The organism is Actinoplanes sandaracinus (assembly GCF_030009775.1).
GTDB lineage: Bacteria > Actinomycetota > Actinomycetes > Mycobacteriales > Micromonosporaceae > Actinoplanes > Actinoplanes sandaracinus.
This window is the reverse complement of the sequence record NZ_JASCTH010000028.1, coordinates 23,868-48,553: the sequence shown is the minus strand read 5'-3', so window position 1 is coordinate 48,553 and position 24,686 is coordinate 23,868. Positions and strand designations below refer to the sequence as shown.

General features: G+C 69.4%; 20 protein-coding genes. 10 read left to right on the top strand and 10 right to left on the bottom strand.

Going from position 1 to position 24,686, the window contains the following annotated elements; translation table 11 throughout:
- Positions 1 to 34 precede the first annotated feature (34 nt).
- The 3 genes from QLQ12_RS35085 to QLQ12_RS35075 all read right to left on the bottom strand — a co-directional run bounded on the left by QLQ12_RS35085 (position 35) and on the right by QLQ12_RS35075 (position 2,721).
- A complete protein-coding gene (locus QLQ12_RS35085) occupies positions 35 to 391 on the bottom strand; it encodes a hypothetical protein (protein ID WP_282765098.1) in 357 nt (118 codons plus the stop codon).
- 241 nt (positions 392 to 632) lie between these two features.
- Positions 633 to 1,742 (bottom strand): YncE family protein, encoded by a 1,110-nt coding sequence (locus QLQ12_RS35080; RefSeq protein ID WP_282765097.1) that lies wholly within the window; start codon positions 1,740 to 1,742, stop codon positions 633 to 635.
- 451 nt (positions 1,743 to 2,193) lie between these two features.
- Positions 2,194 to 2,721, bottom strand: coding sequence for a DUF1877 family protein (locus QLQ12_RS35075; protein WP_282765096.1), 528 nt, complete (start codon positions 2,719 to 2,721; stop codon positions 2,194 to 2,196).
- Positions 2,722 to 3,869: 1,148 nt separating this feature from the next.
- On the opposite strand from QLQ12_RS35075, the gene QLQ12_RS35070 reads away from it, so the two are divergent.
- The 7 genes from QLQ12_RS35070 to QLQ12_RS35040 all read left to right on the top strand — a co-directional run bounded on the left by QLQ12_RS35070 (position 3,870) and on the right by QLQ12_RS35040 (position 10,655).
- Entirely contained in the window at positions 3,870 to 5,063 is a 1,194-nt protein-coding gene (locus tag QLQ12_RS35070) for an Ig-like domain-containing protein (protein ID WP_282765095.1), read from the top strand.
- 438 nt (positions 5,064 to 5,501) lie between these two features.
- On the top strand, positions 5,502 to 6,623 hold the full coding sequence (locus QLQ12_RS35065; protein ID WP_282765094.1) for a lipase family protein: 1,122 nt from the start codon (positions 5,502 to 5,504) through the stop codon (positions 6,621 to 6,623).
- A 317-nt stretch (positions 6,624 to 6,940) separates the two neighbouring features.
- Complete coding sequence (locus tag QLQ12_RS35060; protein WP_282765093.1) at positions 6,941 to 7,483, top strand: hypothetical protein; 543 nt, start codon at positions 6,941 to 6,943, stop codon at positions 7,481 to 7,483.
- A gap of 141 nt (positions 7,484 to 7,624) precedes the next feature.
- Positions 7,625 to 8,062: a hypothetical protein gene (locus tag QLQ12_RS35055; RefSeq protein ID WP_282765092.1), complete on the top strand. Its 438-nt coding sequence runs from the start codon at positions 7,625 to 7,627 to the stop codon at positions 8,060 to 8,062.
- An 87-nt stretch (positions 8,063 to 8,149) separates the two neighbouring features.
- Positions 8,150 to 8,599, top strand: a complete 450-nt coding sequence (locus QLQ12_RS35050) for a tyrosinase family oxidase copper chaperone (protein ID WP_282765091.1) — start codon at positions 8,150 to 8,152, stop codon at positions 8,597 to 8,599.
- Positions 8,600 to 8,624: 25 nt separating this feature from the next.
- Positions 8,625 to 9,446, top strand: a complete 822-nt coding sequence (locus QLQ12_RS35045; protein ID WP_282765090.1) for a tyrosinase family protein — start codon at positions 8,625 to 8,627, stop codon at positions 9,444 to 9,446.
- Positions 9,447 to 9,533: 87 nt separating this feature from the next.
- Positions 9,534 to 10,655 carry a PQQ-binding-like beta-propeller repeat protein gene (locus QLQ12_RS35040; protein WP_282765088.1) on the top strand — a complete coding sequence of 374 codons (1,122 nt, stop codon included), beginning with the start codon at positions 9,534 to 9,536 and terminating at the stop codon, positions 10,653 to 10,655.
- A gap of 6 nt (positions 10,656 to 10,661) precedes the next feature.
- On the opposite strand, the gene rlmB is transcribed toward QLQ12_RS35040, so the two are convergent.
- Genes rlmB through QLQ12_RS35020 form a run of 4 tightly spaced genes read right to left on the bottom strand, consistent with a single transcriptional unit; the run spans position 10,662 to position 17,599 of the window.
- On the bottom strand, positions 10,662 to 11,789 hold the full coding sequence (rlmB, locus tag QLQ12_RS35035; RefSeq protein ID WP_282765087.1) for a 23S rRNA (guanosine(2251)-2'-O)-methyltransferase RlmB: 1,128 nt from the start codon (positions 11,787 to 11,789) through the stop codon (positions 10,662 to 10,664).
- Complete coding sequence (cysS, locus tag QLQ12_RS35030; RefSeq protein ID WP_282765086.1) at positions 11,789 to 13,204, bottom strand: cysteine--tRNA ligase; 1,416 nt, start codon at positions 13,202 to 13,204, stop codon at positions 11,789 to 11,791. The genes rlmB and cysS overlap by 1 nt, the downstream gene beginning before the upstream one ends.
- A gap of 23 nt (positions 13,205 to 13,227) precedes the next feature.
- Positions 13,228 to 14,625 (bottom strand): class II fumarate hydratase, encoded by a 1,398-nt coding sequence (locus QLQ12_RS35025; RefSeq protein WP_282765085.1) that lies wholly within the window; start codon positions 14,623 to 14,625, stop codon positions 13,228 to 13,230.
- A 19-nt stretch (positions 14,626 to 14,644) separates the two neighbouring features.
- The gene (locus QLQ12_RS35020; RefSeq protein WP_282765083.1) at positions 14,645 to 17,599 is read right to left on the bottom strand and encodes an AfsR/SARP family transcriptional regulator; all 2,955 of its coding nucleotides are present in this window, start codon (positions 17,597 to 17,599) and stop codon (positions 14,645 to 14,647) included.
- Positions 17,600 to 17,972: 373 nt separating this feature from the next.
- On the opposite strand from QLQ12_RS35020, the gene QLQ12_RS35015 reads away from it, so the two are divergent.
- On the top strand, positions 17,973 to 18,569 hold the full coding sequence (locus tag QLQ12_RS35015) for a hypothetical protein (RefSeq protein ID WP_282765082.1): 597 nt from the start codon (positions 17,973 to 17,975) through the stop codon (positions 18,567 to 18,569).
- 186 nt (positions 18,570 to 18,755) lie between these two features.
- Here QLQ12_RS35015 and QLQ12_RS35010 read toward each other — a convergent pair whose 3' ends face one another.
- The 3 genes from QLQ12_RS35010 to QLQ12_RS35000 form a co-directional block, all read right to left on the bottom strand.
- Positions 18,756 to 20,423, bottom strand: coding sequence for a fumarate hydratase (locus tag QLQ12_RS35010; RefSeq protein WP_282765081.1), 1,668 nt, complete (start codon positions 20,421 to 20,423; stop codon positions 18,756 to 18,758).
- 59 nt (positions 20,424 to 20,482) lie between these two features.
- A complete protein-coding gene (locus tag QLQ12_RS35005; protein WP_282765080.1) occupies positions 20,483 to 21,778 on the bottom strand; it encodes a PQQ-binding-like beta-propeller repeat protein in 1,296 nt (431 codons plus the stop codon).
- A gap of 62 nt (positions 21,779 to 21,840) precedes the next feature.
- Positions 21,841 to 22,326, bottom strand: coding sequence for an Lrp/AsnC family transcriptional regulator (locus QLQ12_RS35000; RefSeq protein ID WP_282765079.1), 486 nt, complete (start codon positions 22,324 to 22,326; stop codon positions 21,841 to 21,843).
- 170 nt (positions 22,327 to 22,496) lie between these two features.
- Between QLQ12_RS35000 and QLQ12_RS34995 the strand changes: the two genes are divergently transcribed.
- Positions 22,497 to 23,591, top strand: coding sequence for an RDD family protein (locus QLQ12_RS34995; protein ID WP_282765077.1), 1,095 nt, complete (start codon positions 22,497 to 22,499; stop codon positions 23,589 to 23,591).
- Positions 23,588 to 24,667 (top strand): histidinol-phosphate transaminase, encoded by a 1,080-nt coding sequence (gene hisC, locus QLQ12_RS34990; protein WP_282765076.1) that lies wholly within the window; start codon positions 23,588 to 23,590, stop codon positions 24,665 to 24,667. Before QLQ12_RS34995 ends, hisC begins: the two co-directional genes overlap by 4 nt.
- The last annotated feature ends 19 nt before the right edge of the window (positions 24,668 to 24,686 follow it).

Sequence of the window (24,686 nt, the reverse complement as noted above, 5' to 3'; positions counted from 1 at the left end):
CCGTGCATTGCCTGCGGCATGTGAGTGTTCAACTTCAGCGGTGGCCATGGCTCAGGAAACGCTGATTCTGGAATACGCCCTGCCTGCCTAAAGCGTTCATAATCTGCAGGTCAGCCCGCGGTCCTGGAAGGAACTCGTCGCGGCCGTCGACTCTGCCCCGGATGTGGATGCCCTCGACGTCGAGGGTCGCGCCGAGCCGGATCGTCCACCACGCGCCGACAAGGCTCGCGGGCACGAAGACCAGGCCGATGCCGACGCTGAACCAGTCCCGCCTGGCTAACGATCCGTCGGTCAGGTACACCACGCCGTACATCCCAGACATTCCGAAAATCGGGAGCAGGAGAACGATCTGGGCGTACGGCCGGACGACCACCCGAGTCACGATGATCATGATCTAGGCCGAGTGCCTGATCAGAGGCGGTTGACCCATTCGAGGAGCTTGTCGTTGATCCACGCGGCCGGACGGTCGCCGGCCACCGCGTCGACGGCGGGAACCTTCAGCTCCGGCTCGAACGGCACGTCAGGCATCCGGATGACTCCGAGCGCGTCACCGCCGCTTGTGCCGGGCCGATCACCTTCGTCCCGGGGGCGCCCGGCGGGACGCCCCGTCCTCGCCGGGCGCCCCGGGTCGGTCAGGCGATTCGGCTGGCGGTGATCGATGCCGTGTAGATGTGCAGGACCGCCGGCGGCGGCTCGGAGGCCCACGACCGGGCGGTCACGGCGTAGAGCCGGGCACCGCTCGGCGCCCAGGCGATGCCCCGGTCGATCACGCTCTGCGATCCGGTGAGCGACAGCTTGGTCGGCTGTGCGCTGGTGGGCCGGAACACGTACAAACCGTTGCCGTCGGCCGCGGCCGCCACTTGGGTGCCGTCGTGGGAGACCTCGACGGCGTTCGGATAGGGGCCTGTCACGAACCGGCGGCGGGCCACCGAAAGCTGGTCGGACTTGAACTGCACGATCTCGTACGGCGCACCGGACGCCGTGTAGAAGGTGTCCGCGTCCGGAGCGATGGCGATGTCCCGGAGGTTGCTGCCCACCGCCGTATGCTCGGTCTGCCCGATCCTCTCGAGGGTGCCGCCGGCGGCGATGCTGAACACCGTCACCGATGACGGGCTCAACACCGGTTGCGCCGCGAACAGTCGAGCGGAGTCGTCGCGACCCGCGCTGAGCAGCGGATGGGCGTAGAAGCCCACCGGAGACAGACCGGTCGCCACGGCCGGCGACTGGGCCCCGAGGTCGATCCGCCCGATGTTGCCGCCCCACTGATCACAGCCGTAACCGAACCACAACGTCTGCTCGGCCACGGCCAGTGAGGACGGGCACTCACCGAGGCCGGTTTCCCATCGAGCGGTCTCCTGCAGTGTCGCCGTGTTGATCGCCGCGATCTCATTGGCGTTGGGCAACGCGACGTAGAGGACGCCGCCGTCCGGGCTGAGTTCCAGGTCAGTCGGCCCGGGCAGGTTGTCGATCAACCGCTGGTTCGCCCCGGACGGGCTGGTCACCACGATGGTGGAGCTGGTTCGGCCGCCGCTGACGAAGACCTTGGAACTGCTTGCCACCACGTCCGACACGCTGGTGAAGGGAAGCTCGACGGTCGTCTCGGTGACGGCCGCCTGCGCCGCGGTCGGGGCCAGGCCCAGCATGACCACGCTGGCAACGGTCGCCGCCCCGGTCGCTGTCAGCCATCGCCGGCGTACGAGTCCGCTGCTGATGGTGGATGGTCGGAGTGCACGGGTCGTCATCGAGATTCCTCTCCTCGGCTCATCGCCTCACTGGTGTCGGCCGCACACGGGGACGAAGGTCCGCCGGACCCGAGTCCGCCGGAACTGAGGAAGTCATGAAGTGCCGCGCGACCAGCCGCAAACCGACTGCGGATCACCTGGTACGGCCCAAGAAATCGCCACCTGCCGCCTCCCCCGTGTTCGGCACGTTGCTCGCCCGGCAGCTTAACGCATAGACGCGACCGAATTAATATATAGACCGCAGTAAGTTCACTGTCGCTGATCACGCCGATGTTGACGATGCCGAAGGCCGCGCCGTGATCCCGGAAGTCGCCCACGCCGGTAGGCGCCTGAACACCGCAGGACCCGGGCGCAGCAGCGCTTGGTCACAAGCCACCGCCTCGGCTCACCACCCGAAACGTCGGACGAACCCCGGTTCACACGCTGTGAGGACGCGCCGGCACTCCATCACTTACTCGACCCAGAAGACCGTGCAGTCCTGCTTTTCGGCCGCTACACAGAAGAACCTGACCAGATCGCTGTAGCTACCGGCGAGAGTGATCCGAACGGCTTGCTCTCGCTCGGCCTTCAAACGATTGACATCCAACCTTGGATCGAATGGCCATCCAAGCATCTGAGACTCAAAACTCTGCGGGCTAATGGGTTCCGTTTCGAGCAGGGGCCGCAGATTGGCTTGCAGCACGTCGAACGGAACCTGTGACAGGCGCTCCGCAGCCGCTGCGACTTCCTCGATGGTGAGCGCCCGTGAACCACCGGCCCGCCCGAACGCATGGTGCTCGTCCGGGAACGGAGTGCCGGCGGTGATGGGGTTCAGGGGAAATCCTGTTCTGTCGATCAGCTTCGCCAGTCGCTCCCATGACCTGTCAAGATCCAGCATGTCGTCAAGATCAGCAAGCCGGTCGTAGGCGTCGCGCGGGGTGGCCCGGATTTCCTCCAGCAAATCTGCAGGAAGCCTGCGAAACTCTCCCAACAGACTCATTGCGCTCTCCCCTCTCTAACATCTTGACTTCGCCCTCACGTCCCGTCTTGTGCGGCACTCATGGACGAGCAGGCGACCGGGTCTAATGCGAAATCGCACAGGAGCGGTTCCCTTGCCCGCGGGTGGCCCGAGGCAAGTGCCCTGTGTCCTCAGATCGATATCAGTGGTACGTGAGATGGACGCCGAATCCGGCAGCCGTACCGATCGTGCTCACTGACGACTAGCGTGAGCGACTACTCGCCTGGTCGCGGCTGTCATCAGCGCAGGCCTCGCCGCCCGGTCCCGGATCGTACCGGCCAGCGCCGAGACACCGGACCTGCCCGACGGTCAGATCGCCGAGACACTCGGGGCCCCCCTCCCATGGTCACCAAGTGGCGTAACCACTTCCCCGCCAACCGCAGCGAAGGACGCCACCCACTAGTCGCCTCTTCGACAAGGTCCGCGCCGCCGGCCTCCACTGCGGCCCGCATCGACCTCCGGACATCTCTCCGCCTTTGCGAGCGCCCTGGGGCAGTGAAGGTCGCCACAATGCGGAAGCAGCCCGAACCAAATAGTCCGGAATCCTGGTCGGAAACGTAGGGAATCATGCGAGCGGACCGATCTGGGATTTCGTTTCGCGTCCAGCCACTTAGGAATACCGTCGAGCGATCGGCTCCCCGCCGGCAGCCTCGCGGCATTAGCCATCGGTGATCTTGACAGCCACTGGTGATGCCCCGAAGATCTTGAAGCCCGAAGCGCCACAGAAAGGAGGTAGGCGCCTTAAGCCGCACGGAAGGATCGCCATGGTGACGGCGGCCAGTGCCGTCGCGTTGCTCGTCGACCTCTTGCATGCCGCTAATACTGGCGAAGAAATTGCGGGGCGTCCCAGAACGGCCCCGACGTCGTCCATTACTGACCACGTCGTGCGGGACATTGCTGCTGTGAAGACATCCGGCAGGGATAGCCACCGAAATCGCGAACGACGGCAGCACTGAAGTGAACAGCGACCAGGTGTCGGTCGATATCGAACACGGCAGCCGCGTCGCTTCGCAGAAACATGCACTGTTTTATGTTGGCAATCGGCTCTCCAGGCCGAGGGCCACATGGGAAACGCAGGGGAACTTGTGTCAATTCATGCAAAGCATCTGACGCGGCATATCGCCGCCATCTTGCTGTCGTCGGTCGTGGCGCTCGCTGCCATGCCGGAAATGGCGCACGCCGAGACGCTCGGCGCGCGCGCCGACGTAGCGTCGGAGAGTGCCGCCACGACCATGACCGGCACGCTCAGGAACGCCGAAGGGAACCCGGTCTCCGGCGCCAACCTAACGATTTCCGTCAAATCCGCCGGCAACACCGACGTCGAGGTGGGCTGGGGATACTCGTGGCCAGATGGGTCGTTCGACTCCTGGATCGGCCTGCCGGACGTCGTCGCCGCCGCTCGTGACGCGAAGGGGCACATTCCGCTGACTGTGACGATGCCGGCCAGCGGCGCTAAGCCGGCCGTCGTCTACGCCGGCCCGGCAGTGCTTGGCACTGACGGCGTGCTGCGTGCGTTCGATGAAGAGATCGGCGCCAGCACCACCTTCGATCTTGTCCTGTTCGACTCCGCCTTCGACCCTGCCACCGCATACCAACCGACCTATGATCGGCTCAACACCACGGTATCGATCTCCGGTGCGGAGGAGGGCGAGGTTCTCGTCGACCTCCCCGGCGCTGACAGCAATGAGGCGCCGTCGCCCATCGTGGCTCAGAAGGCGGCAGAGCTGGAAGCCGGCACGCTGCTGGGCGTGGCCAAGCAACCCACGTCCAGCGTGGCGACGTACGGCAGCCCCTCCAGCTTCCAGTCGCTTGTCCTCGTCGAGAACAGCGCAGCGCCCACCCGTTACGAGTTCCCGCTCAGCCTGCCGGCCGACGCCGCGCTGAAGGTGGAAGCGGATGGATCGGCCAGTATCCGGAACGCGGCAGGAGACGATCTCGGCGGCATCGCCGAACCGTGGGCTTTCGACGCCAACGGACGCCCCGTGCCCACCCGCTTCGTCGTGGACGACCGGAAGCTGATCCAGGTGATCGACCACGGTCCGGGAACGGCCTATCCGGTCGTCGCGGATCCGGAGGGTTTCTGGGGCTGGTCGAAATGCGTCGGCGTCGTGACTACGACGATCGCGAGCAACACTCTGCTTGTTCTGAAGGTGGCCCGGGTCGTCAAGAGGTTCGGGTCCCTGAAGAAGACGATGCAGATTGCCTACAAGGCGTACAAGCAGGCACCCAAGGGCAAGAAGGAAGAGGCGATCACCAAGGCCATCGGCGCCGTGGGTGCCGAACTCTTCGGGATCGGTTCGATCCGAACTGCGTGCTTCACGTAGCATTCGAAAGGAGCGGCATTGGCAATGAAGGGCGTGCCGGGCCCCTACTGGCTAATCACGTTGGGTGCCCTTGGCGCACTGATATTCCCTGACCGAAGCGTTGTGGCGACGATCTTACTTCTGGTGATGATCGGAAGCGGGACAGCCATCTACGTCATGCGTGACATGCAGATTGTGCGAGAGCGCCGGGAACATGCCCGGTTGCGCCGGGGATAGATCGATGTAAGTCGTCGCATGCGGCGTCAGCGGCGGGAGGACCGCCCCGGCTGGCGCCGCACCGGTCACTGAGGGCGACACCGACCGTCAGATCGGCGGCGTGGCCGATGTTAGGGTTGCCTAACCTAACAATGCCGGCTCTCGGCGTGGCTCGCCGCCACGACCGGAGATGTCCGGCGGTCGCGGGATCAGCCTCCCCGCCGATAGAAACGAGTGATGTCGATGCCTTCCCTTCGCCGCATCATGCCCCTGGCGATCGGCCCGCTGCTGGCTCTCGGGCTGCCCGTTCCGGCGGCGGCCGCCGAGCCGGGCGGCGCTCCCGGCTCGGTGATCGCGTCGACGCCGCTCCCGGGCAAGGAAGCACCCGGAAGCACCGCGATGTCGATCAAGTACTGGACTCGCGACTCGCTCGACCAGCCACGCCACGCGCTCGCCACCATCTACGTGCCCACCGGCACGGCGCCGGCGGGCGGCTGGCCGATCCTGGCCAACGCCCACGTCACGGCCGGGCTCGGCGACGACTGCGCCTACACCGACGACTACGGGGCGGCCCCGGCGGACGTCAATGTCGTGACCCCGTGGATCGAGGCGGGTTTCGCCTTCGTCGCCACCGAGTACATCGGTATCGGGTCCGACGGATCACACGCCTATCTGGACGCCGACGCGGAAGCCAACGCGGTGATCGACTCCGTGCGCGCCGCGCGGTCGGTGGCGCCGGCCCTGTCCATCAGCTATGTGGTGAACGGCATGTCGCAGGGCGGCCACGCCACCCTCGCCACCGCGGCGAAAGCGGCGGAACGGGCGCCGGAGCTCCGGCTGGCCGCCGCCATGGCCGACGCGCCGGCCACCAAGGTCGAGGGCTACATCCCGATCGCCGGGCCGTACGTTCCCCCGCTGCCCGCGCCGGACTACACGACCTACGTCTCCTACATCCTCGCCGGACTCGAAACGGCCCGGCCGGACTTCGACCTCGATGCCTATCTGACACCGATCGGCCGCGCGATCGTCGACGACGCGCATCGGCTGTGCTATTTCGACATGAACACCCGGGCGCGGGGCACGTCGATCGGGCAGATGCTGGCGAAGCCGCTGAACACCGGCCGGTTCCCGGCGGTGCTGCGCGACGTCACGAGGCTGCCGGTGTCCGGTTTCGACGCGCCAGTGCTGGTGAACCAGGGCCGATTCGACCTGACGGCCTTCCCGTTCCTGACCGACCTGCAGGTCACCGAGATGCGGATGCACCGGGCGGACGTCACCTACCGGCACTACGCCACCGGCCACAACGTGTGGCGGCAGGCACTGCCCCACAACATCGCCTTCGCCCGGAAGCACCTCGCCGGGTAGGAGACGGCACGCCGGCCGGGAACTCGCGGCGTTCGCGGCCTCGATGCCGGGTCCGAAGTGGCCACTCTGAGCGACATATACGGCTAATACCGAGACACTACTTTTAAACGTTTTCGAGGGTCAGATCCGTCCGGGTGGACGGATCTGACCCTCGCTTTCATTCGGGTCGAACAGCGGGCCCGGGATGGCCGGTCGGCGAGCTGCCATCCGGCCACTCGGCGGCCGCTCATCCCCGCCATTCGGCGGGGGTAAGCCATTTTTGGCACCGAAATCAGCTGCGAAAACAACAGACTCGAGAACAATACGAACGCGCGGACATGACCTTCGGCCCCACCATTGCCGAACGGCATGGCTCATGTATGTTCGGTAATGCCGCGCGGGGAGACACGATCCTTACCGCACGGTTGTCCACTTTGTCTCGGGAGACCCCCGGACTTTACGGAAAGGACACCGAAATAATGCGTTCCATCACACGTGGTGCCATTCTGGCCGGCACCATCGCGGCCGTGCTCGCCCCGGCTGCGGCCCAGGCCGCGCCGGCCCGGGTCACCACCGGTCTGCTGGGCACCTACGACTTCGGCCGCGCGGCGGTCATCGGCCAGTCCGGCCAGCAGGCCGGCGTCTGGAAGTCGTTCTCCGTGCGCTCCGGCTTCGCTGGTGACGACCTGATTGTCAGCCACCGGGCGCGCACCGCGCCGCGCGAGACCGAAACAGTGGTCTACACGGCCGCCTTCAACGAGGTGGCCGATGCTCAGGCCGAGTGCAACAAGGTCGGCGCCGACGGCGTCGCGCGGAAGGCCTGGGTGTCATTCCGCTGCCAGACCGGATTCGTGCCGAGTTACACGCTGATCGTCCGCTGACCTTCAGCACCATTCCACCGGGGCATCCCCGGGCTATTCGGGTGCCCGTTCATCTGCATTGCCATGAGTTCATTTTGTGCTGCCCGGATTACCTCCCGGGCAGCACTGCCACGCGCCCTTGACACAATTGAGGAGCACTTTATGAAGTCGTTCGTCAGCCGCACCCTCGGCGTACTCGCCGGCGCCGGTGTCGCCGTGGCTCTGGCCGCCACTCCGGCCCTCGCCGCGGACAACACGTTCGAGCTCGCCGAAGGCAAGGCCACCGCCTACGGCACCTACGACCGGATGATGAGCATCCCGGAGCGGCCGGTTCCGCCGATCGCGGTCAACGGCACCCTGGCCATGAACGGCCGTAACCAGTGCGCCGTCGTGCAGATCGCGTACAACGGCCCGGCCGACGGCATCGAGTGGCGCACTCTCAACAGCCTGTGCCGTCCCGGGAAGACCAACTTCGCGGTCAAGTCCGAGTTCCTGTGGGGCGGCTTCCAGCCCGAGGTGCGCCTGTGCACCGGCACCACGGTGAAGCGCGCCGAGCAGGGCCGCAAATGCGACGTCTTCACTCCCGCGGCGAACAGCTGAGCTGACACCGGTGCCCCGCGGCCGTTCGTGCCGCGGGGCACTCCGCCCGAGTCGATCCACCCCGATCAGAAGAGGAACACAGCACACATGTCCACCGTGAGCCGTCGTGACGCCCTCCGTTACGGAGCCGCCGCCGCTGCCGTGGTCGCCGGCGTCGCCGGCGCCCAGGTCCTGGCCACTCCCGCCGCCGCGCGGGACCCGCGCGACTTCGAGATGGAGTACCGCGGCAAGAAGATCAAGGGCACGCACCCCGTGACCGGCGTCGCCGCCCTGAGCGCCCGGGGGCAGCGGCCGAACAGGTCGCACGAGGTCTACATCAACGGCCGGAAACTGTCCGTCATGGAGATCGAGCTGCCGGCCGCCGGTGGCGGCGTGACCATCGGCTACATCAGCGCCATCAACCACTACGAGCCCGTTCTGATCGACGCGGACCGGAACTCCAACGGCCTGCTCAAGCTCACCAAACGGGCGGTCGACGTCCTCGGCGACACGGAGCTCACCGCTCTGGCCGGCGCCGGACACGACCACGTCCGCTGACCCAGCTCCTTCGAAAGGCACACCCATGGGCGTACGTAAGAGCGCACGTAACCTGACCAGCGGCGAGAAGGCGGCCTTCGTCGCCGCCGTCAAGCGGTTGAAGGCGCAGACCACCGGTCGCAACTACGACTGGTTCGTCACCACACACATGACCTACTTCGCGAGCGTCGGCGGCATCCAGTACGCCCACCGGTCGCCGTCTTTCCTGCCGTGGCACCGGCAGTACCTGATCGAGTTCGAGCGGGCTCTGCAGGCCTTCGACGCCACGGTCTCGATTCCGTACTGGGACTGGACCGTGGACCGCAGCATCACCGGTGCGCCGTTCACCGCCGACCTCATGGGCGGCAACGGCTCCGGCGGGAACGGCCCGGTCACCACCGGCCCGTTCGCCGGCTCCGCCAACTGGCGCATCACCGCCAGCGCGTCGTCGTCGACGTCGCTGCGCCGGGCCATGGGCAGCAACACTCTGCCGACCGCCGCCCAGGTCACCTCGGTGCTGGGCATCTCGGCGTACGACGCCGCGCCGTGGAACAGCTCCGCCACCAGCGGCATGCGCAACCGGATGGAGGGCTGGCAGACCCCCAACCTGCACAACTCGGCGCATGTCTGGGTGGGCGGTCACATGGGTCAGCAGGACTCGCCGAACGATCCGGTCTTCTGGCTGCACCACTGCAACATCGACCGGCTGTGGTCGCAGTGGCAGACCCGCTGGGGCTTCGACAGCAGCCGTTACCTGCCGGCCGCCGGCACGCCCGGTGTGGTGGACCTGAACGAGACGATGCAGCCGTGGACGGGCGTCACGCCGGCCACCGTACTCGACCACAGGAACACCTACACGTACGCCTGATTCACCGTTTTTCCGCCACCCGGATCGTCCCCGGGTGGCGGGAGCGCGCTTCGCATCATCGATCTCGCCTCCAATCGTTGATCTTGCGTGAACTCCTTCCTGATAGCCGCTCTCACCGCGGCACTCGGTCTGCCCACCCCGCCCGCGCCGGCTCCGGCTCCCGCTTCGGAGTGGGCACAGACCGGGTACGGCCCGGGTCTGACCTTCTACAATCCGGTGGAGAGCCGGCTGACCGGCGCGACGGTCGACGCGGTGGCCCTCCGCTGGGAGATCCCCACCCACGGATCCCCGGAGTGCGAGGTCGGCCGGGAACCCCTCGCCGGGTACGGCCACGTGTTCACCAGTGACCCCGGCGGCATTGGAGCGTACGACCCGGCGACCGGCGACCGGCGCTGGCACGTGGATCTGAAGCGCCGTGGTGTCACCCGGATGGCCCTCGCCGACGGCCTGCTGGCGACCCTCACCTACGCGTGCGACAACCAGCACAGCTTCCTGACCGCGTTCCGTGCCGCCACCGGCGCCCGGCTCTGGGAGATCCCGCTCGGCGCGCCCACTCAGGACATGATCGTCGACCGGGGTGTGATCGTGGTGGACACCCGGCCCGACTTCGAGACGTCGACGGTCGCGCACCGGCTGGCCACGGGCGCCCGGCTGTGGAAGCTGTTCGGCACCCGGGGGGACGGCCTGCTGTCGGCCAACGGGCGGCTGCTGCTGCGCACCGAGGGCGAGGGGTCGCGGGCGGTCGACGTCAAGACCGGCACGACCATCTGGCGCACGCCGCAGGACTGGTACGCCGTCGGCAGCAACCCGAGCGGCTCCCGCTTCTACATCCGTGGCCTGGGCGGCGGGCTGGCCGCGATCGACTCGGCGAACGGCAACCGGGCCTGGGAGTCCACCTGGCCGGCGCCCTCGGTCACCGCCGACGACAGGTTCGTCTACTTTCCGCGTTACCGCAGTGTCATCACCCTGGACGCGCGAACCGGGAAGAAGCTCTGGTCAGTGCACCTGCCGGACGCGGCCGGCCAGCCGGTGCGGGCCGGCCAGTTGCTGTACAGCCCGTCCGGCCTGGGTTCAGCGCTGTCGATCGTCGACGCCACCACCGGCCAGGCGAAGAAGGGCGGCATGCCGAGCGACCAGAATTATCCGCCGGCGGTGGCAGGCGGCCGCCTCTTCCTCACGGATGGCAACCGCCTGCGCGCCTACTTCTGAAAAGGCCTAGCCGTGGAGGCGGCGGCGGCTCACCTCGGCGAGGGTGACCGCTGCCGCCACGCTGGCGTTCAGCGACTCCACGTCGGAGGCCATCGGGATGCTGACCCGCAGGTCGCAGGTCTCGCCGACCAGGCGGGACAGCCCGCGCCCCTCGGAGCCGACCACCACGAGCAGCGGGCCGACCGCCGCTTCCAGCTGGTAGAGGTCGGTCTCGCCGTCGGCGTCGAGGCCGATCGCGGTGAAGCCGGCTTTCTGCGCCGCCTTGACCGCCCGGGTCAGGTTGACCACCTGCGAGACCGGGACGCGCGCGGCCGCACCGGCGCTGGTGCGCCAGGCGGTCGCGGTGATGCCGGCGGCCCGCCGCTCGGTCATGAAGACGCCGTGCCCGCCGAACGCCGCCACCGACCGGATCACCGCGCCGAGGTTGCGCGGGTCGGTGATGCCGTCGAGCGCGACCAGCAGCGGGGCGGTCTGCTCCAGAGCCGCGCTGACCAGGTCGTCGAAGTCCTCGTACGCGAAGGGCGGCACCTGAAGGCCGACGCCCTGGTGCAGCACCCCGCCGGTCATCCGGTCCAGCTCGTTGCGGCTGATCTCGAGGATCGGGATGCCACGGTCACCGGCGGTGCGGACGATCTCGTTGATCCGATCGTCGATGTCGATGCCCTGCGCCACGTAGAGCGCGGTGGACGGCACCAGCGCGCGCAGCGCCTCCACCACCGGGTTACGGCCGAGCAGCAGCTCGGGACCTTCCTTGGTCGGGTTGGACTTGCGGCCCGGCGCGATGCGCGGACCGCGCGGGCCGGTGCCCCGGACGCCGCCGCGGGACGTCTGGGTGCGGGTCATGCCGGGGGCACGACCGCCGCCACGGCCCCAGGTGGTGTCCTTGGAGCCGGGGATGCCGACCTTGGGCGCGCGGCCCTCGGCGGCCGCGGCCCGGCGCTCCTTGTCCTGCTTACGGGCGGTCTTCTCGGGCAGCTTCTCCGAGCCCGAGTAACCCTTGTGCCACGGCCGCTCGTCGGCGGGCAGGGTCTTGCCTCGACCCTTGAGCCCGGAGCGATTCTTACCGCCCGAACCCGCCGTGGCGCCCTTCTTCGAGGTGGAACGCCGGCTCGCGTTGAAGGAATTTCCTGGCATCAGTGCTGTTCTCCTACCGTCCATCGCGGCCCGGCCGGAGTGTCCTCCACCTGAATACCCGCGTTCTTGAGCTGGTCGCGCACCGAGTCGGCGGCCACCCAGTCCTTACGTGTGCGGGCCTGCGCCCGCTGTTCCAGTGCCAGCGCGACCAGCGAGTCGACGACCGGCTTCAGGTCGTTGCCACCCTCGCCGCCGCTCCACTTCTCGTCGAACGGGTCGAGGCCGAGCACACCGAGCATGGCCCGGACCGCGGTGAGCGCGCCCCGGATGGCCGGCTCGTCCCCGGCGGCCAGGGCGGTGTTGCCCTCCCGCACGGTGTCGTGCACGATCGCCAGCGCCGCTGACGTGTTCAGATCGTCGTTCATCGCGTCGGCGAAGGCCGGCGGCACCTGCTTGGGCCGGCCCGGGCCGACCACCTCGGCCGCGCGGTGCACGAAGCCCTCGATCCGCCGGTAGGCGACCGCGGCCTCTTTCAGCGCCTCGTCGGAATAGTCGATCCGGGAGCGATAGTGCGGGCTGCCCAGGTAGTAACGCAACTCGACCTGCCGGACCCCGCCCTCGACGACCGAGTCCAGATCGATGACGTTGCCCAGCGACTTGCTCATCTTGGAGTCGCCCAGGTTGAGCAGCGCGTGGTGCACCCAGAACCGGGCGAAGCCCAGACCGGCCGCCTTGGACTGGGCCAGCTCGTTCTCGTGGTGCGGGAAGGTCAGGTCCAGACCGCCGCCGTGGATGTCGAACTCGTCGCCGAGGTAGCGCCGGGCCATCGCCGAGCACTCGATGTGCCAGCCCGGACGGCCCCGGCCCCACGGGGACGACCAGTACGCGTCGCGTGGCTCCTCCGGCTTCACGCCTTTCCACAGGGCGAAGTCGCGGTGGTCGCGCTTGTCCCGGACCGGGGCGTCAGCGGCGCTCTGCATGTCGTCCGGCTTCTGGCCGGAGAGCGCGCCGTACTCGGCGAAGGAGCGCACGTCGAAGTAGACGTCGGCGCAGTCGCCGGCGCCCGGATAGGCGTGCCCGCGCTCGATCAGCGTCTCGATCAGCTCGTGCATCTCGGTGATGTGCCCGGTGGCCAGCGGCTCGTAGGTGGGCTCCAGCACGTTGAGCGCCGTGTAGTCCCGGCTCAACCGGAGCCGGTTCTCGTAGGCGATCGCCCAGTACGGCTTACCGTGCTCCACCGACTTCTGCAGGATCTTGTCGTCCACGTCGGTGACGTTGCGGATGAACGTCACCTCCAGCCCGGTGTGCATGAGCCAGCGGCGCAGCACGTCGTAGTTGACGGCGGAACGGAGATGGCCGATGTGCGGGGAAGACTGCACGGTGACGCCACACAGGTAGATCCCCACCTGACCGGGCGTCATCGGGACGAAGTCCCGGACCGATCGGGTCGCGGTGTCGTACAAGCGCAGAGTCACCGTACAAGGGTACCGGCCTGCACTCAGGGACGCGTCATCCGGAGGACGTCGAGTGCTTCGTCCAACTGGGCCTCGGTGAGCGTGCCGTTCGCGACGTGGCCACGCTCGATCACCACTTCGCGGATGGTCCGGCCCGACGCGAGCGCCTGCTTCGCGATCGCGGCAGCCTCGTCGTACCCGAGGTGGCGGTTGAGCGGGGTGACGATCGACGGTGACCCCTCGGCGTAACCCCGGGTGATCTCCTCGTCGGCCTCCAGGCCGTCGATGCAGCGGTCGGCGAACAGCCTGGACACCGCGGCCAGCAGGCGGATCGACTCCAGCACGTTACGGGCCATCACCGGGAGCATCACGTTGAGTTCGAAATCGCCCTGGGTGCCGGCGAAGGCGACCGTGGCGTCGTTGCCGATGACCTGCGCGGCGACCTGGCGCACTGCCTCGGGCACCACCGGGTTCACCTTGCCCGGCATGATCGACGAACCGGGCTGCAGGTCGGGCAGGCGCAGCTCCCGCAGGCCGGCGCGGGGCCCGGAGCCCATCCACCGGATGTCGTTGGCGATCTTGTAGAGGCCGGCGGCCACCACCCGCAGCTGGCCGGACACCTCGACCAGCGCGTCCCGGGCGCCCTGCGCCTCGAAGTGATCGCGGGCCTCGGTCAGCGGCAGGCCGGTCTCGTCGGCGAGCAGCCTGATCACCGCCGCGGCGAACCCGGGCGGCGTGTTCACCCCGGTGCCGACCGCGGTGCCGCCGAGCGGGAGCTCACCCAGCCGGGGCAGGGTGGCGGTGAGACGCTCGACACCGTTGGTGACCTGCCGGGCGTACCCGGAGAATTCCTGCCCCAGGGTGACCGGGGTGGCGTCCATGAGGTGCGTGCGGCCGCTCTTGACCACCTCGCTCCAGGCGACGGCCTTCCCGTGCAGTGCCGCGGCGAGGTGCTCCAGCGCCGGGATGAGATCGCGGCCGACCGCCTCGGTGGCGGCGACGTGGATCGAGGAGGGGAAGACGTCGTTGGACGACTGCGACGCGTTGACGTGGTCGTTCGGGTGCACCGGGCGGCCCAGGTCACGGCTGGCCAGAGTGGCGATCACCTCGTTGGCGTTCATGTTGGACGAGGTGCCGGAGCCGGTCTGGAAGACGTCGACCGGGAACTGGTCGTCGTAACCGCCGGCGGCGACATGGGCCGCGGCGGTCGCGATCGACTCGGCCAGGTCCTTCTCCAGGACTCCGAGGCTCGCGTTGACCCGGGCGGCAGCGCCCTTGATGCGGGCGAGCGCCCGGATGTGGGACGGTTCCAGGCCGCGGCCGGAGATCGGGAAGTTCTCCACGGCGCGCTGGGTCTGGGCGCGCCACAGGGCGGCGGCGGGCACCCGCACCTCGCCCATCGTGTCGCGTTCGATGCGGAAGCCACTCTCGTCAGTCGTCACCGGACCATCCTCTCTCGACTCATCGAGGGTCGCAGTCGTTACTCTCGATCCCCATGCGGTGGTAGAGCTCACGCGCCTGCCGGCGGAGCCGGACCGCCTCCGGATCGCCCGGGTCCAGGCAGGCGGCGAGCCCGGCTCCGGCACAGGCGATGGAGTACTGCAACTGCGTGGCCCGGGCCATCCGGAGTGAGCGCACGTACATCGCACGGGCGCCGGCGAGATCCCCGGACAGCCGCAGCGTGGTAGCCCAGGAGTGGCGGTACTCGACCTCGTACTGCAGGTCCCGAAGGCGAGCCATGAGGGCCACCGCCTGTTCGTGCTCGGCGATCGCCTCGGCGTACCGGCCGGCGTCGCGGAGCAGCACAGCCCGATCGTGGTGGACCTCCGCCTGGACCGATCGATACCCTGAGCGGCTGGCCAGCCGGTTCACCACGTCGAGCCAGCGGTGTGCGGTGGCCGCGCCGATCACGCCTTTCTCGTACTTGAGCTGCTGCACCTTGCGCAGGGCGCCGGCGATCTGGCCGTCTGCCCGGTGCTCGATGACCGAGAACAGCCAGAGCCGGGCGTAGTAGAGCGCCTCATCGTGACGGCCCAGCCGGTTGAACACCTCGGTGAGGGTAGCCAGGGTGCTGTTGGACGCGTTCGCATAGCGGTTGCGGGTGCGGATCCGGCGGGAGGTGAGCAGTGCCTCGATGCATTCGGCGAACCGGCCCTCGGAGTAGTAGATCGTCCCCAGGTTGCCGTAGCCGGTCGCGACCGCGCCGTGCTCGCCGAGCTCCTCACGCAGCCGGATCGAGAGCAGAAGGTACTGCTCGGCCTCCCGGTTCTCGACGGTCCGGCAATAGACGGAGGCCAGGTAGTTGGCGATGGTGGCGATGGCCGACCGGTCCCCAGACGTCTTGATCTTCGCCATCGCCCGCATGTTCAGGTCGCGGACGTCGTCGGTGTAGCCCTGGTAGTAGAGCGGCTGCCAGGCGGCACGTGCGATCTTCCAGGACAGGTCGGCTCGCCCCACCCCCGCGGCCGCCTCGACATACATGACCAGGCCGGGCCGCTCTCGTTCCAGCCGTGCGTGCGGGTCTTCCAGGGCCACGACCAGGTCGGGACGCTCTGGCTGCGGCCATTTGATGTCACGGGTCAGGACCGGCCGGTGATTGGGCGCGGTAGCCGCGATCAGGGCGTGCAGCTGAAGGTCGAGCACACCTTCGAGCGCTCCCCGGCGTTCCTCGGCGGGCAGATCGGCGGCGAGCATCCTGGCGTACTCACGGAGCAGGTCGTGCAGCCGGAACACGTCGGGCTCCGGTTCCTCCAGCAGGTGCACGTCGACGAGCTCATCGAGCACGTCCCGGGCCTCGTCGAGGGGCAGGCCGGCGAGCGCGGCCACCGCGAGGTCGTCGACGCATGTGCCGGGATGAACGCCGAGCAGTCGGAACACCCGCTGGGTCGGCGCGGGAAGCTGACGGTAGGTGAGGGTCAGCGCCCCGGCCAGGGTCCGGTCCTCGGCTGCCAGCTCGGGCAGCGCCGACTCGCCCAGCCGGCGCAGCAGGTCGGCCACCCGCCAGCGCGGCCGGTGCGCGAGCCGGGCCCCGGCCAGCCGCACCGCCAGCGGCAGGCCGCCGCAGCGCCGGACCACCTCGGCCGCCGCCTCCGGCTCGGCTCGCACCCGCTCGCCGACGATCCGCTCCAGCAGGGTCACCGCCTCGTCGTGCGCGAGCACCGGCAGGGACTCCAGCTGGATGCCGTCCAGTCCGGCGAGCCGGCGCCGCCCGGTGACCAGGGCCAGGCTGCCGGGCGTGCTGGGCAGCAGGTCGGCGATCTGAGTGCTGGTGGCCACGTTGTCCAGGATGATCAGGCTCCGCCGCCCGGCCATCTGGTTACGCCAGAACCCGACCCGCTCCACCGAGCCGGCCGGGATCTCCTCGGGCGTCACCCCGAGCTGCCGGAGCAGGATGAGCAGCGCCGCGGCCGGCTCCACCGGATCCTGCTCGCTGTGGCCCTGGAGATCCACGAAGAGGTGCGCGTCCGGGTACCGATCGCCGAGCAGGCCGGCGAGATGCAGGGCGAGGGTGGTCTTGCCGCTGCCGGCCATCCCGTCGAGGACGGCCACCACCGGACCGGCCGCCCCGGCCTCGGCGATTCCCGCGATCAGGCGGTCGACCTGGTCCTGGCGGCCGGTGAAGTCGCGGACCGTACGCGGAAGGCACCGGATCGGCCCGGCCGGGCCACCGGTGGCCGCAACGTCCCCCGGCACCGCCCCGGCCAGTATGTCGCGGTGCAGTTGCTGCAGCTCGTGGCCGGGCTCGATGCCCAGCTCGCCGCGCAGCACGTCACGGGCCCGGCGGAACTCCGCCAGCGCGTCCCCCTGCCGCCCGGCCCGCAACAGCGCGAGCATCAGTTGTCCGCGCAGCCGCTCCCGCAGCGGGAACCGATCGACCAGCGCGGCCAGCTCGCCCAGCAGTTCCCGTGCCCGGCCGGCCTCCAGTTCCAGGTCCATGGCGTCCTCGAGCGCCACCGCGCGGCGCTCGTCGAGCATCGCCGCCGCCTGGCGCACCGCCGGGGCGTCGATCTCGGCGCAGGCAGGGCCACGCCACAGATCGAGGGCCTCCCGGTACGCCGCACGTGCCGCCCCGGGATCGGCCGCCGACCGCGCCGCCTCGAGCAGGCGGAGGAAGACGTTGGCGTCCAGCTCGTCGGGGCCCAGGGTGAGCCCGTAACCGGCCGGGTCGGTCCGGATCGCCCCGTCCGGCAGCATCCGGCGCAGCCGCGACACGCACGTCTGCAGCTGCCCACGGGCCGTGGCCGGGGGTTCCTCGTCCCAGACCGCGCGGGCCAGCTCGCCGAACCCGACGATCCGGCCGGAGTTGAGCAGCAGTGCCGCGAGGACGACCCGGTCCCGGCCCGCGGTGACGGCCACCGGTTCGCCGTCCACCGTGACCTCGAGAGGGCCGAGGATGCGGAAGCGTCGTTCACTCATCGGCCACCGTCACCGGCAGCTCGCTAGATGTAACTGACAGTAGTGCTATTGCTTGGTAGCGCAAAGTAGTTCCCCGTCCCGTGCGCCGCCATCAAAGCCTACTCGTGGCACCGAGAGCGGATCGACAGAGAATCGATAGATGCCTACGGCAACCTTCTCTCCGACGCCGCTTCGCCACCGTAATTCCATGATCGCCCCCAGCGAGGTGGTGAGGCGGTGCGGCTCTCAACGGGGGAGGCGCAGCCCGCTCACGGAGGCCCGTGAGCGGGCTGTTCGTATTCTCAGTGATCACAGACAGTTGGACGCCGGTCGCTTCGTTACGTACCGTCGGCGGGGTTCGGATGTCCCCCCAACTCGAAGAGGACCCCTCCCGATGCGACGCGCCATCCTCGCCGTGCTCGCCGGCGGCCTGCTCCTGAGCAGCACCGCCTGCAGCGACGATCCGAAGAGCAGCGGGGTCGCCGCCCCGGCCGCCGCCACCCCCTCCGCCTCGGCGGAACCCGTCGTCTCCGCGTCCGCCACGCCCGACTACACGGCCGCCAACAAGGTGGTGTGCGACCGCCTGGACAAGACCTTCGACACCGAGTTCGGCGACTTCGGCGGGGCGCTCGGCAAGTTGATGGCTGTCCAGGAGGAGAAGGACACCGCGAACGCCGACAAGGCGAAGAAACAGGCCGCCACCGAGCTGAAGGCGATCGGCACGCAGATCCGCAAGGAGACCGCGGACGCCGTCGACCCCGAGCTCAAGGCGGTGGCCGCGACCTCGGCCCAGCGGATCGAGGACAGCGCGAAGGATCTCGAATTCATCGAGACGATCAAGAGCATGAAGGATCTGGACAGCTCGCTCAAGGACCAGATCACCGAGTGGATCAGCCCGCTCGCGGGTTACTGCGGCGTCAACCGGGCCGCACCGGAGTCCTCGTCGGCCACACCGGCGGAATCGCCTTCGACGGCCCCCTCGGCCCAGTAACCTGCGACCTCCGCTCCGGCTTCCCCGCGCGGCACGAGAAACTTGAAAACCACTTGCCGCTTCTCAAGCGCAAGCTCAAACAAGGACACGGATTTCAAGTTTCCGGCCCGCAACGTTGAATCACATGCGGAGAATTCAACTGCTGGCCGTGACGACCGCCAGGCGGTGGTCACGGCGCAGCAGTCGTCAGCGGCGGCCGATGCCCAGGACCGGCTTCGTCACCTCGGCGAAGAAGTCCTCGCCCTTGTCGTCGACGACGATGAAGGCCGGGAAGTCCTCGACTTCGATCTTCCACACCGCCTCCATGCCGAGCTCGGGGAACTCGAGCACCTCGACGTGGCGGATGCAGTCCTGGGCGAGCCGCGCGGCCGGGCCGCCGATCGAACCCAGGTAGAACCCGCCGTGGGTCTTGCAGGCGTCGGTCACCTGCTTCGACCGGTTGCCCTTGGCGAGCATGACCAGGGAGCCGCCGGCCGCCTGGAACTTCTCGACGTACGAGTCCATCCGGCCGGCCGTGGTCGGGCCGAAGGAGCCGGAGGCGTACCCCTCGGGGGTCTTGGCCGGGCCGGCGTAGTAGACCGCGTGGTCGCGCAGGTACTGCGGCATCGGCTGGCCGGCGTCGAGCCGCTCGGCGATCTTGGCGTGGGCGATGTCCCGAGCCACCACCAGCGGGCCGCTCAGCGACAGGCGGGTCTTCACCGGGTACTTGCTGAGCTCGGCGCGGATCTCGGCCATCGGCCGGTTGAGGTCGATCCGGACGACCTGCTCGGATTCCAGGTTCTCGTCGGTGACATCGGGCAGGTAGCGGGCCGGGTCGGTCTCCAGCCGCTCCAGCCACACCCCGGACGGAGTGATCTTGGCGACCGCCTGGCGGTCCGCCGAGCAGGAGACCGCGATCGCCACCGGGCAGGAGGCGCCGTGCCGGGGCAGCCGGATGACACGCACGTCGTGGCAGAAGTAACGGCCGCCGAACTGGGCGCCGATGCCGAAGTCGCGGGTCAGTTCCAGGACCGCGGCCTCCAGCTCCAGGTCGCGGAAGCCGTGCGCCAGCATGGTGCCCGAGGTGGGCAGGTTGTCCAGGTACTTCGCGCTGGCCAGCTTGGCCGTCTTCAGCGCGTGCTCGGCGCTGGTGCCGCCGACGACCACCGCCAGGTGGTACGGCGGGCACGCCGACGTGCCGATCAGGCGCAGCTTCTCGTCCAGGAACTGCATCATCCGCTGCGGGTTCAGCAGCGCCTTCGTCTCCTGGTAGAGGTACGACTTGTTGGCCGAGCCGCCGCCCTTGGCCATGAAGAGGAACTTGTACGCGTCCGGGTGACCGCCCGGGTCCTCCGCGTAGAGCTCGATCTGCGCCGGCAGGTTCGTGCCGGTGTTCTTCTCGTCCCACATCGTGATCGGCGCGAGTTGCGAGTAACGCAGGTTGAGCTGGGTGTACGCCTGGTAGACGCCGAGCGCGATGGCCGCCTCGTCGGCGCCGTCGGTCAGCACGTGCCGCCCGCGCTTGCCCATCACGATCGCGGTGCCGGTGTCCTGGCACATCGGCAGCACCCCACCGGCCGCGATGTTCGCGTTGCGCAGCAGGTCGAGAGCGACGAACCGATCGTTCGGCGACGCTTTCGGATCGTCGATGATCGCGCGCAGCTGGGCCAGGTGCGCGGGCCGCAGGAAGTGCGCGATGTCATGCATCGCCTCCGCGCTGAGCTGGGTGAGCGCCGCCTTCTCGACGGTCAGGAACCGGCGCCCGCCCGGGCCCTCGACGACATCCACGCCCTCGTCCGTGATCAGGCGGTACTCGGTCGAGTCCTCGCCCGTCGGGAGGAGCGGCGAGTAGCTGAAATCGGCGCCTTTGCTCATGAGCGCCCAGCCTAGGCCAGCGGGCCGGGCGGGTGCGAACCGATCCCCGGCCTGATCCCCTAGGAGAAGGGCAGGTAGGCCATGTCGCGGCCGGAGACGAGGACCAGACCGCCCGCGCCGACGGCGAAGACCTTCGCATCGGTACGCACATCGGCACGAACCGCCCCGGTGGCCGGAGCGACCGCCGTCACCCGGCCCTTCGAGGACACGATCGCGGCGTACGGGGTGAGCGCCGCCCCCGCCCCGTCCCGCCCGTCCTGCCGCCACACGTCCTTGTCCTTGGCGAACGAGTAGCCCCGGATCGTCCCGCCCTTGCTGATCACGGCATAGCCGTCGTCGACGGCGAGGACCCTGGACTCCTTGTCGCCGTACCAGAGATTGCGCCCGTCATAGCCGTTGATCAGCACCTCCCGCCCGTAGGGGTCGACGCCAAGCACCACGTTGTAGCCGCCGGCCGGATCGCGGTCCTGCGCGCAGGCCGACCCGTTCCCGGCGGTGCGCAGGTTGAGTCCGTCACGCCGCCACACGACCCGGCCGCCGGGCGGGCCGCCGGCCACCACGTCGTAATAGCAGGTGCCGTCGCGGGCCGTGCCGGTGACCGTGAGGACCCGCCCGCCGACGACCGCGATCCGCTGGTCCTTCTCCGGCCGGATCGTCTGCACCAGCCGTCCGGTGGCCGTGTCGATCACCCGGACCTCCCCGTCGTGCGGAAGCCCGAGCAGCCCCGGCAGCAATGGTGGCCCGGCCACGTCGTCGTCCACCTCGCCGGAGATCAGCCGGCGGGTGTCCGGCAGGTCGGGGTTCCCGGCGTCCAGGACGAAGCCGATGCTGCCGGTGCCGACGGACCAGAGCTGGGTGCCGGCCCGCGGATCCCAGGCGGTGAGCCGGCAGTCGTCTCCGCCGGAGCAGCTCAGGTCCACGATCGCGTTCTGGTACGTCCAGACCGCGGACGCGCCGGTGTCGGCCCTGCGGACCGCGCCGGTGGCCGGGTCGAGGACCTGGTAGCCCTTGGTCAGCAGCCGGCCGGTCACCACGACGGCGTTCGCGCCCTTGCCGGCGACCGACGCCCAGTCGGCGTCGGAGGACCAGAGTTTCACGGCGGCCGTGAGGCCGTAGGCCTCGACCGAGGTCCGGTACTCGACGATCACCGCCTCACCGGCGACGGCCACGCTCTGCGGTGTGCCGCCCAGCGACTGCTGCCAGCGGGTGCCGGGCGCGACCGGCCCGCTCGCGGTGACCCAGGACCAGAGTTGCGGCCACGGGTTCCACACCCGGGTCGTGGCCAGCACGGTGAGGGCCACCGCGGCGACGGTGACCACCCAGAGTCCCTTCCAGGAACCGCCACCCGAGGCCATGCGGGCAGGGTAATGACCTTCGATCCGCCAGGGCCTGAGCGTGGAAAGTCCGTGTCGTCAGGTTATGCGTGGCTTGCCGCCCGGACCAGGGGCACGGTCCGGTAACCGATCAACTCGGCCAGCGCGATGATCGTGTGTGCCCGGACGATGCCCTCGTAGCCCACGATCTGGTCGATCACCCGCTGCAGGTCGGCGTTGGACCGTGCCACGATCCGGCACAGGATGTCACCGCTGCCGGTGATCGTGTGCGCCTCCAGGACCTCGGGAATCTCCGCGAGGTGCTCGGCGACGGCGTCGTGGCCGTACCGCTGGGAGATCTCCAGGGTCACGAAGCTCATCACGCCGAACCCGATCGCGGCGGGCACGACCTCGGGCCCGAAGCCCTTGATCGCGCCCCGCGCGATCAGCTTGTCGAGCCGGGCCTGGACCGTCCCGCGCGCGACCGCGAGTCGGCGGGAGAGTTCGAGCACACCGATCCGCGGCTCGGCCGCGAGCATGGCGATCAGGCGCGCATCGAGCGCATCGAGCTGGACAGTCTGCTCACCCACCTGGCGAACCTACCGCACCGATTGCACACGTTGACCATCGATCCTGTGGCCGGTTGCTCATGGGCATGGGCTGCGCCACTGTCAGGCGACCTGGGACACTGTGATCAGGCCCTCGCGGCGGACGACCGGCGCGCAGGGAAGTGTCAGGCTGTCGTGGTAAAGGTTTGCGCATGAGTTCCGTTTCCGCGGGTTGGTACAAGGACCCGGCCGACACCAGTACCCAGCGCTATTGGGACGGTGAGGGCTGGGTGGGCAAGGCCATCCCGGCGGACGCCGTCCCCCCGGACGGCCCGCCCGCGGCCGAACCGGAATCACCGGCCTCCCCTCCCGCCGCACACCCGGCACACCCGGCACACCCGGTGACTCCGGCCGCCCCCCTGGCCGGCCCGCCCCCGGGCTGGACCCCGCAGCCCCCGCCCGGCATGCAGCCGCCGCCCGGCTGGCAGCCGCCGCCGCCCGGCATGCAGCCCCCGCCCGGCTGGCAGCCGCCGCCCCCACAGGGCCAGCAACCTCCGCCGCAGGGCTGGCAGCAACCCCCGCCGGGCTGGCAGCAGCCTCCCCCGGGGTGGCAGGCGCCTCAGCCCGGCTGGCAACAGCCCCCGCCGGGCTGGCAGCCGCATCCGGGCGCACAGCCCATGCAGGGCTACCCCTATCCCTTCGCGATGCCCGAGGTCCGGCCGCACGGCATGGCCCTGGCCGGGCTCGGGCGGCGGCTCACCGCCCGGCTCATCGACATCGTCGCCGTGCTGCTGCTCAACGTCGTCGTCAACGGCTACTTCGCGTGGCTCTACATGCAGGACTTCCTGCCGATCTTCCGCGCCTACTGGGCCCAGGCCCAGGCCGGGAACCCCCCGCCCGTCATGCAGGCGACCGACCGGATGTCGACGCTGTCCGTGGCGATCGTCATGATCGGCACGCTGCTCTGGCTGCTCTACGAGGCGCCGTCGATCGCCAACAGCGGCCAGACCCTGGGCAAGCGGATCGTGGGCATCAAGGTCGTCGGGGTGGAGAAGACCGAGCCGATCGGCTTCGCCCGGGCGTTCACCCGCTGGGCCCGGCTCGGCATCTGGACCCTCTTCTGGTGGGTGTGCGGCCTGGGCCTGGTCATCCAGTTCGTGGCCGCCCTGTCACCCGTGTTCGACCCCCGCCTGCGGCAGGCGTGGCACGACAAGGCGGCGGCCACCGTGGTGGTCGCCGTGCCGGCCGGGACAGCCCCGACCGTCGAGGCCGCGACCAGCGGCGACAGCTCCGGAGGACTCACATGAACCGGTTGACCCGCGCCGACCTGGACGCGCTGCCCAACTACGTGCCCGGCCGCAGCGTCGCCGACCTGACCCGCGAGCTGGGCATCGCCGAAGCGGTCAAACTCGCCAGCAACGAGGTGCCGTACGGCCCCCTGCCCGGCGTGGTCGAGGCGGTCACCGAGGCGGTCCGGACCGTGCACCGCTACCCCGACATGGGCGTCGTCGAGCTGCGGGACCGGATCGGCGCGTGGCTCGGCGTGGACCCGTCCCGGGTGGTGACCGGCTGCGGGTCGGTGGCGCTGGCCGAGATCCTGGTCAAGGCGACCTGCCTGCCGGGCGACGAGATCGTCTACTCGTGGCGGTCGTTCGAGGCGTACCCGATCATCGCCGCCGGCGCGGGCGCCACCAGCATCCGGGTGCCGAACACCGCGGCGCACGGGCACGACCTCGCCGCCATCGCCGAGGCGGTCACCGACCAGACCCGGCTGATCTTCGTCTGCAACCCGAACAACCCGACCGGCACCTTCCTGCGCAAGGACGAACTCGACCGGTTCCTCGCCGACGTGCCCTCCGACGTGCTGGTGGTCCTCGACGAGGCGTACCGGGAGTTCGTCACCGACCCGGCCGTACCGGACGGCCTGGCGACCTACGGCGACCGGCCGAACGTGGTGGTGCTGCGCACGATGAGCAAGGCCTGGGGCCTGGCCGGCCTGCGGATGGGCTATCTGGTCGCCCAGCCTGAGGTCGCCGCCGCCGTCCGCAAGGTGGTCACCCCGTTCTCCACCAGCCTGGTCGCGCAGGCGGCGGCCCTCGCCGCCCTCGACGCCGAGGACGAGGTGCGCCGTCGCTGCGCCCTGGTCGTCACCGAGCGGGCCCGGGTCACCGAGGCGCTGCGGAAGATCTCCCTCGACGTGCCGGACAGCCAGGCCAACTTCGTCTGGCTGCCGCTCGGGGACCGCACCGCCGGATTCGCCGCCGCCTGCGAGAACCGGGGCGTCATCGTCCGCGGCTTCCACCCCGAAGGCGTCCGCGTGACGATCGGCACGCCCGAGGAGAACGACCAGTTCCTGGCCGCCGCCGAGGCCGCCCTCGGCTGATCGCCCACCGGCCGCCGCC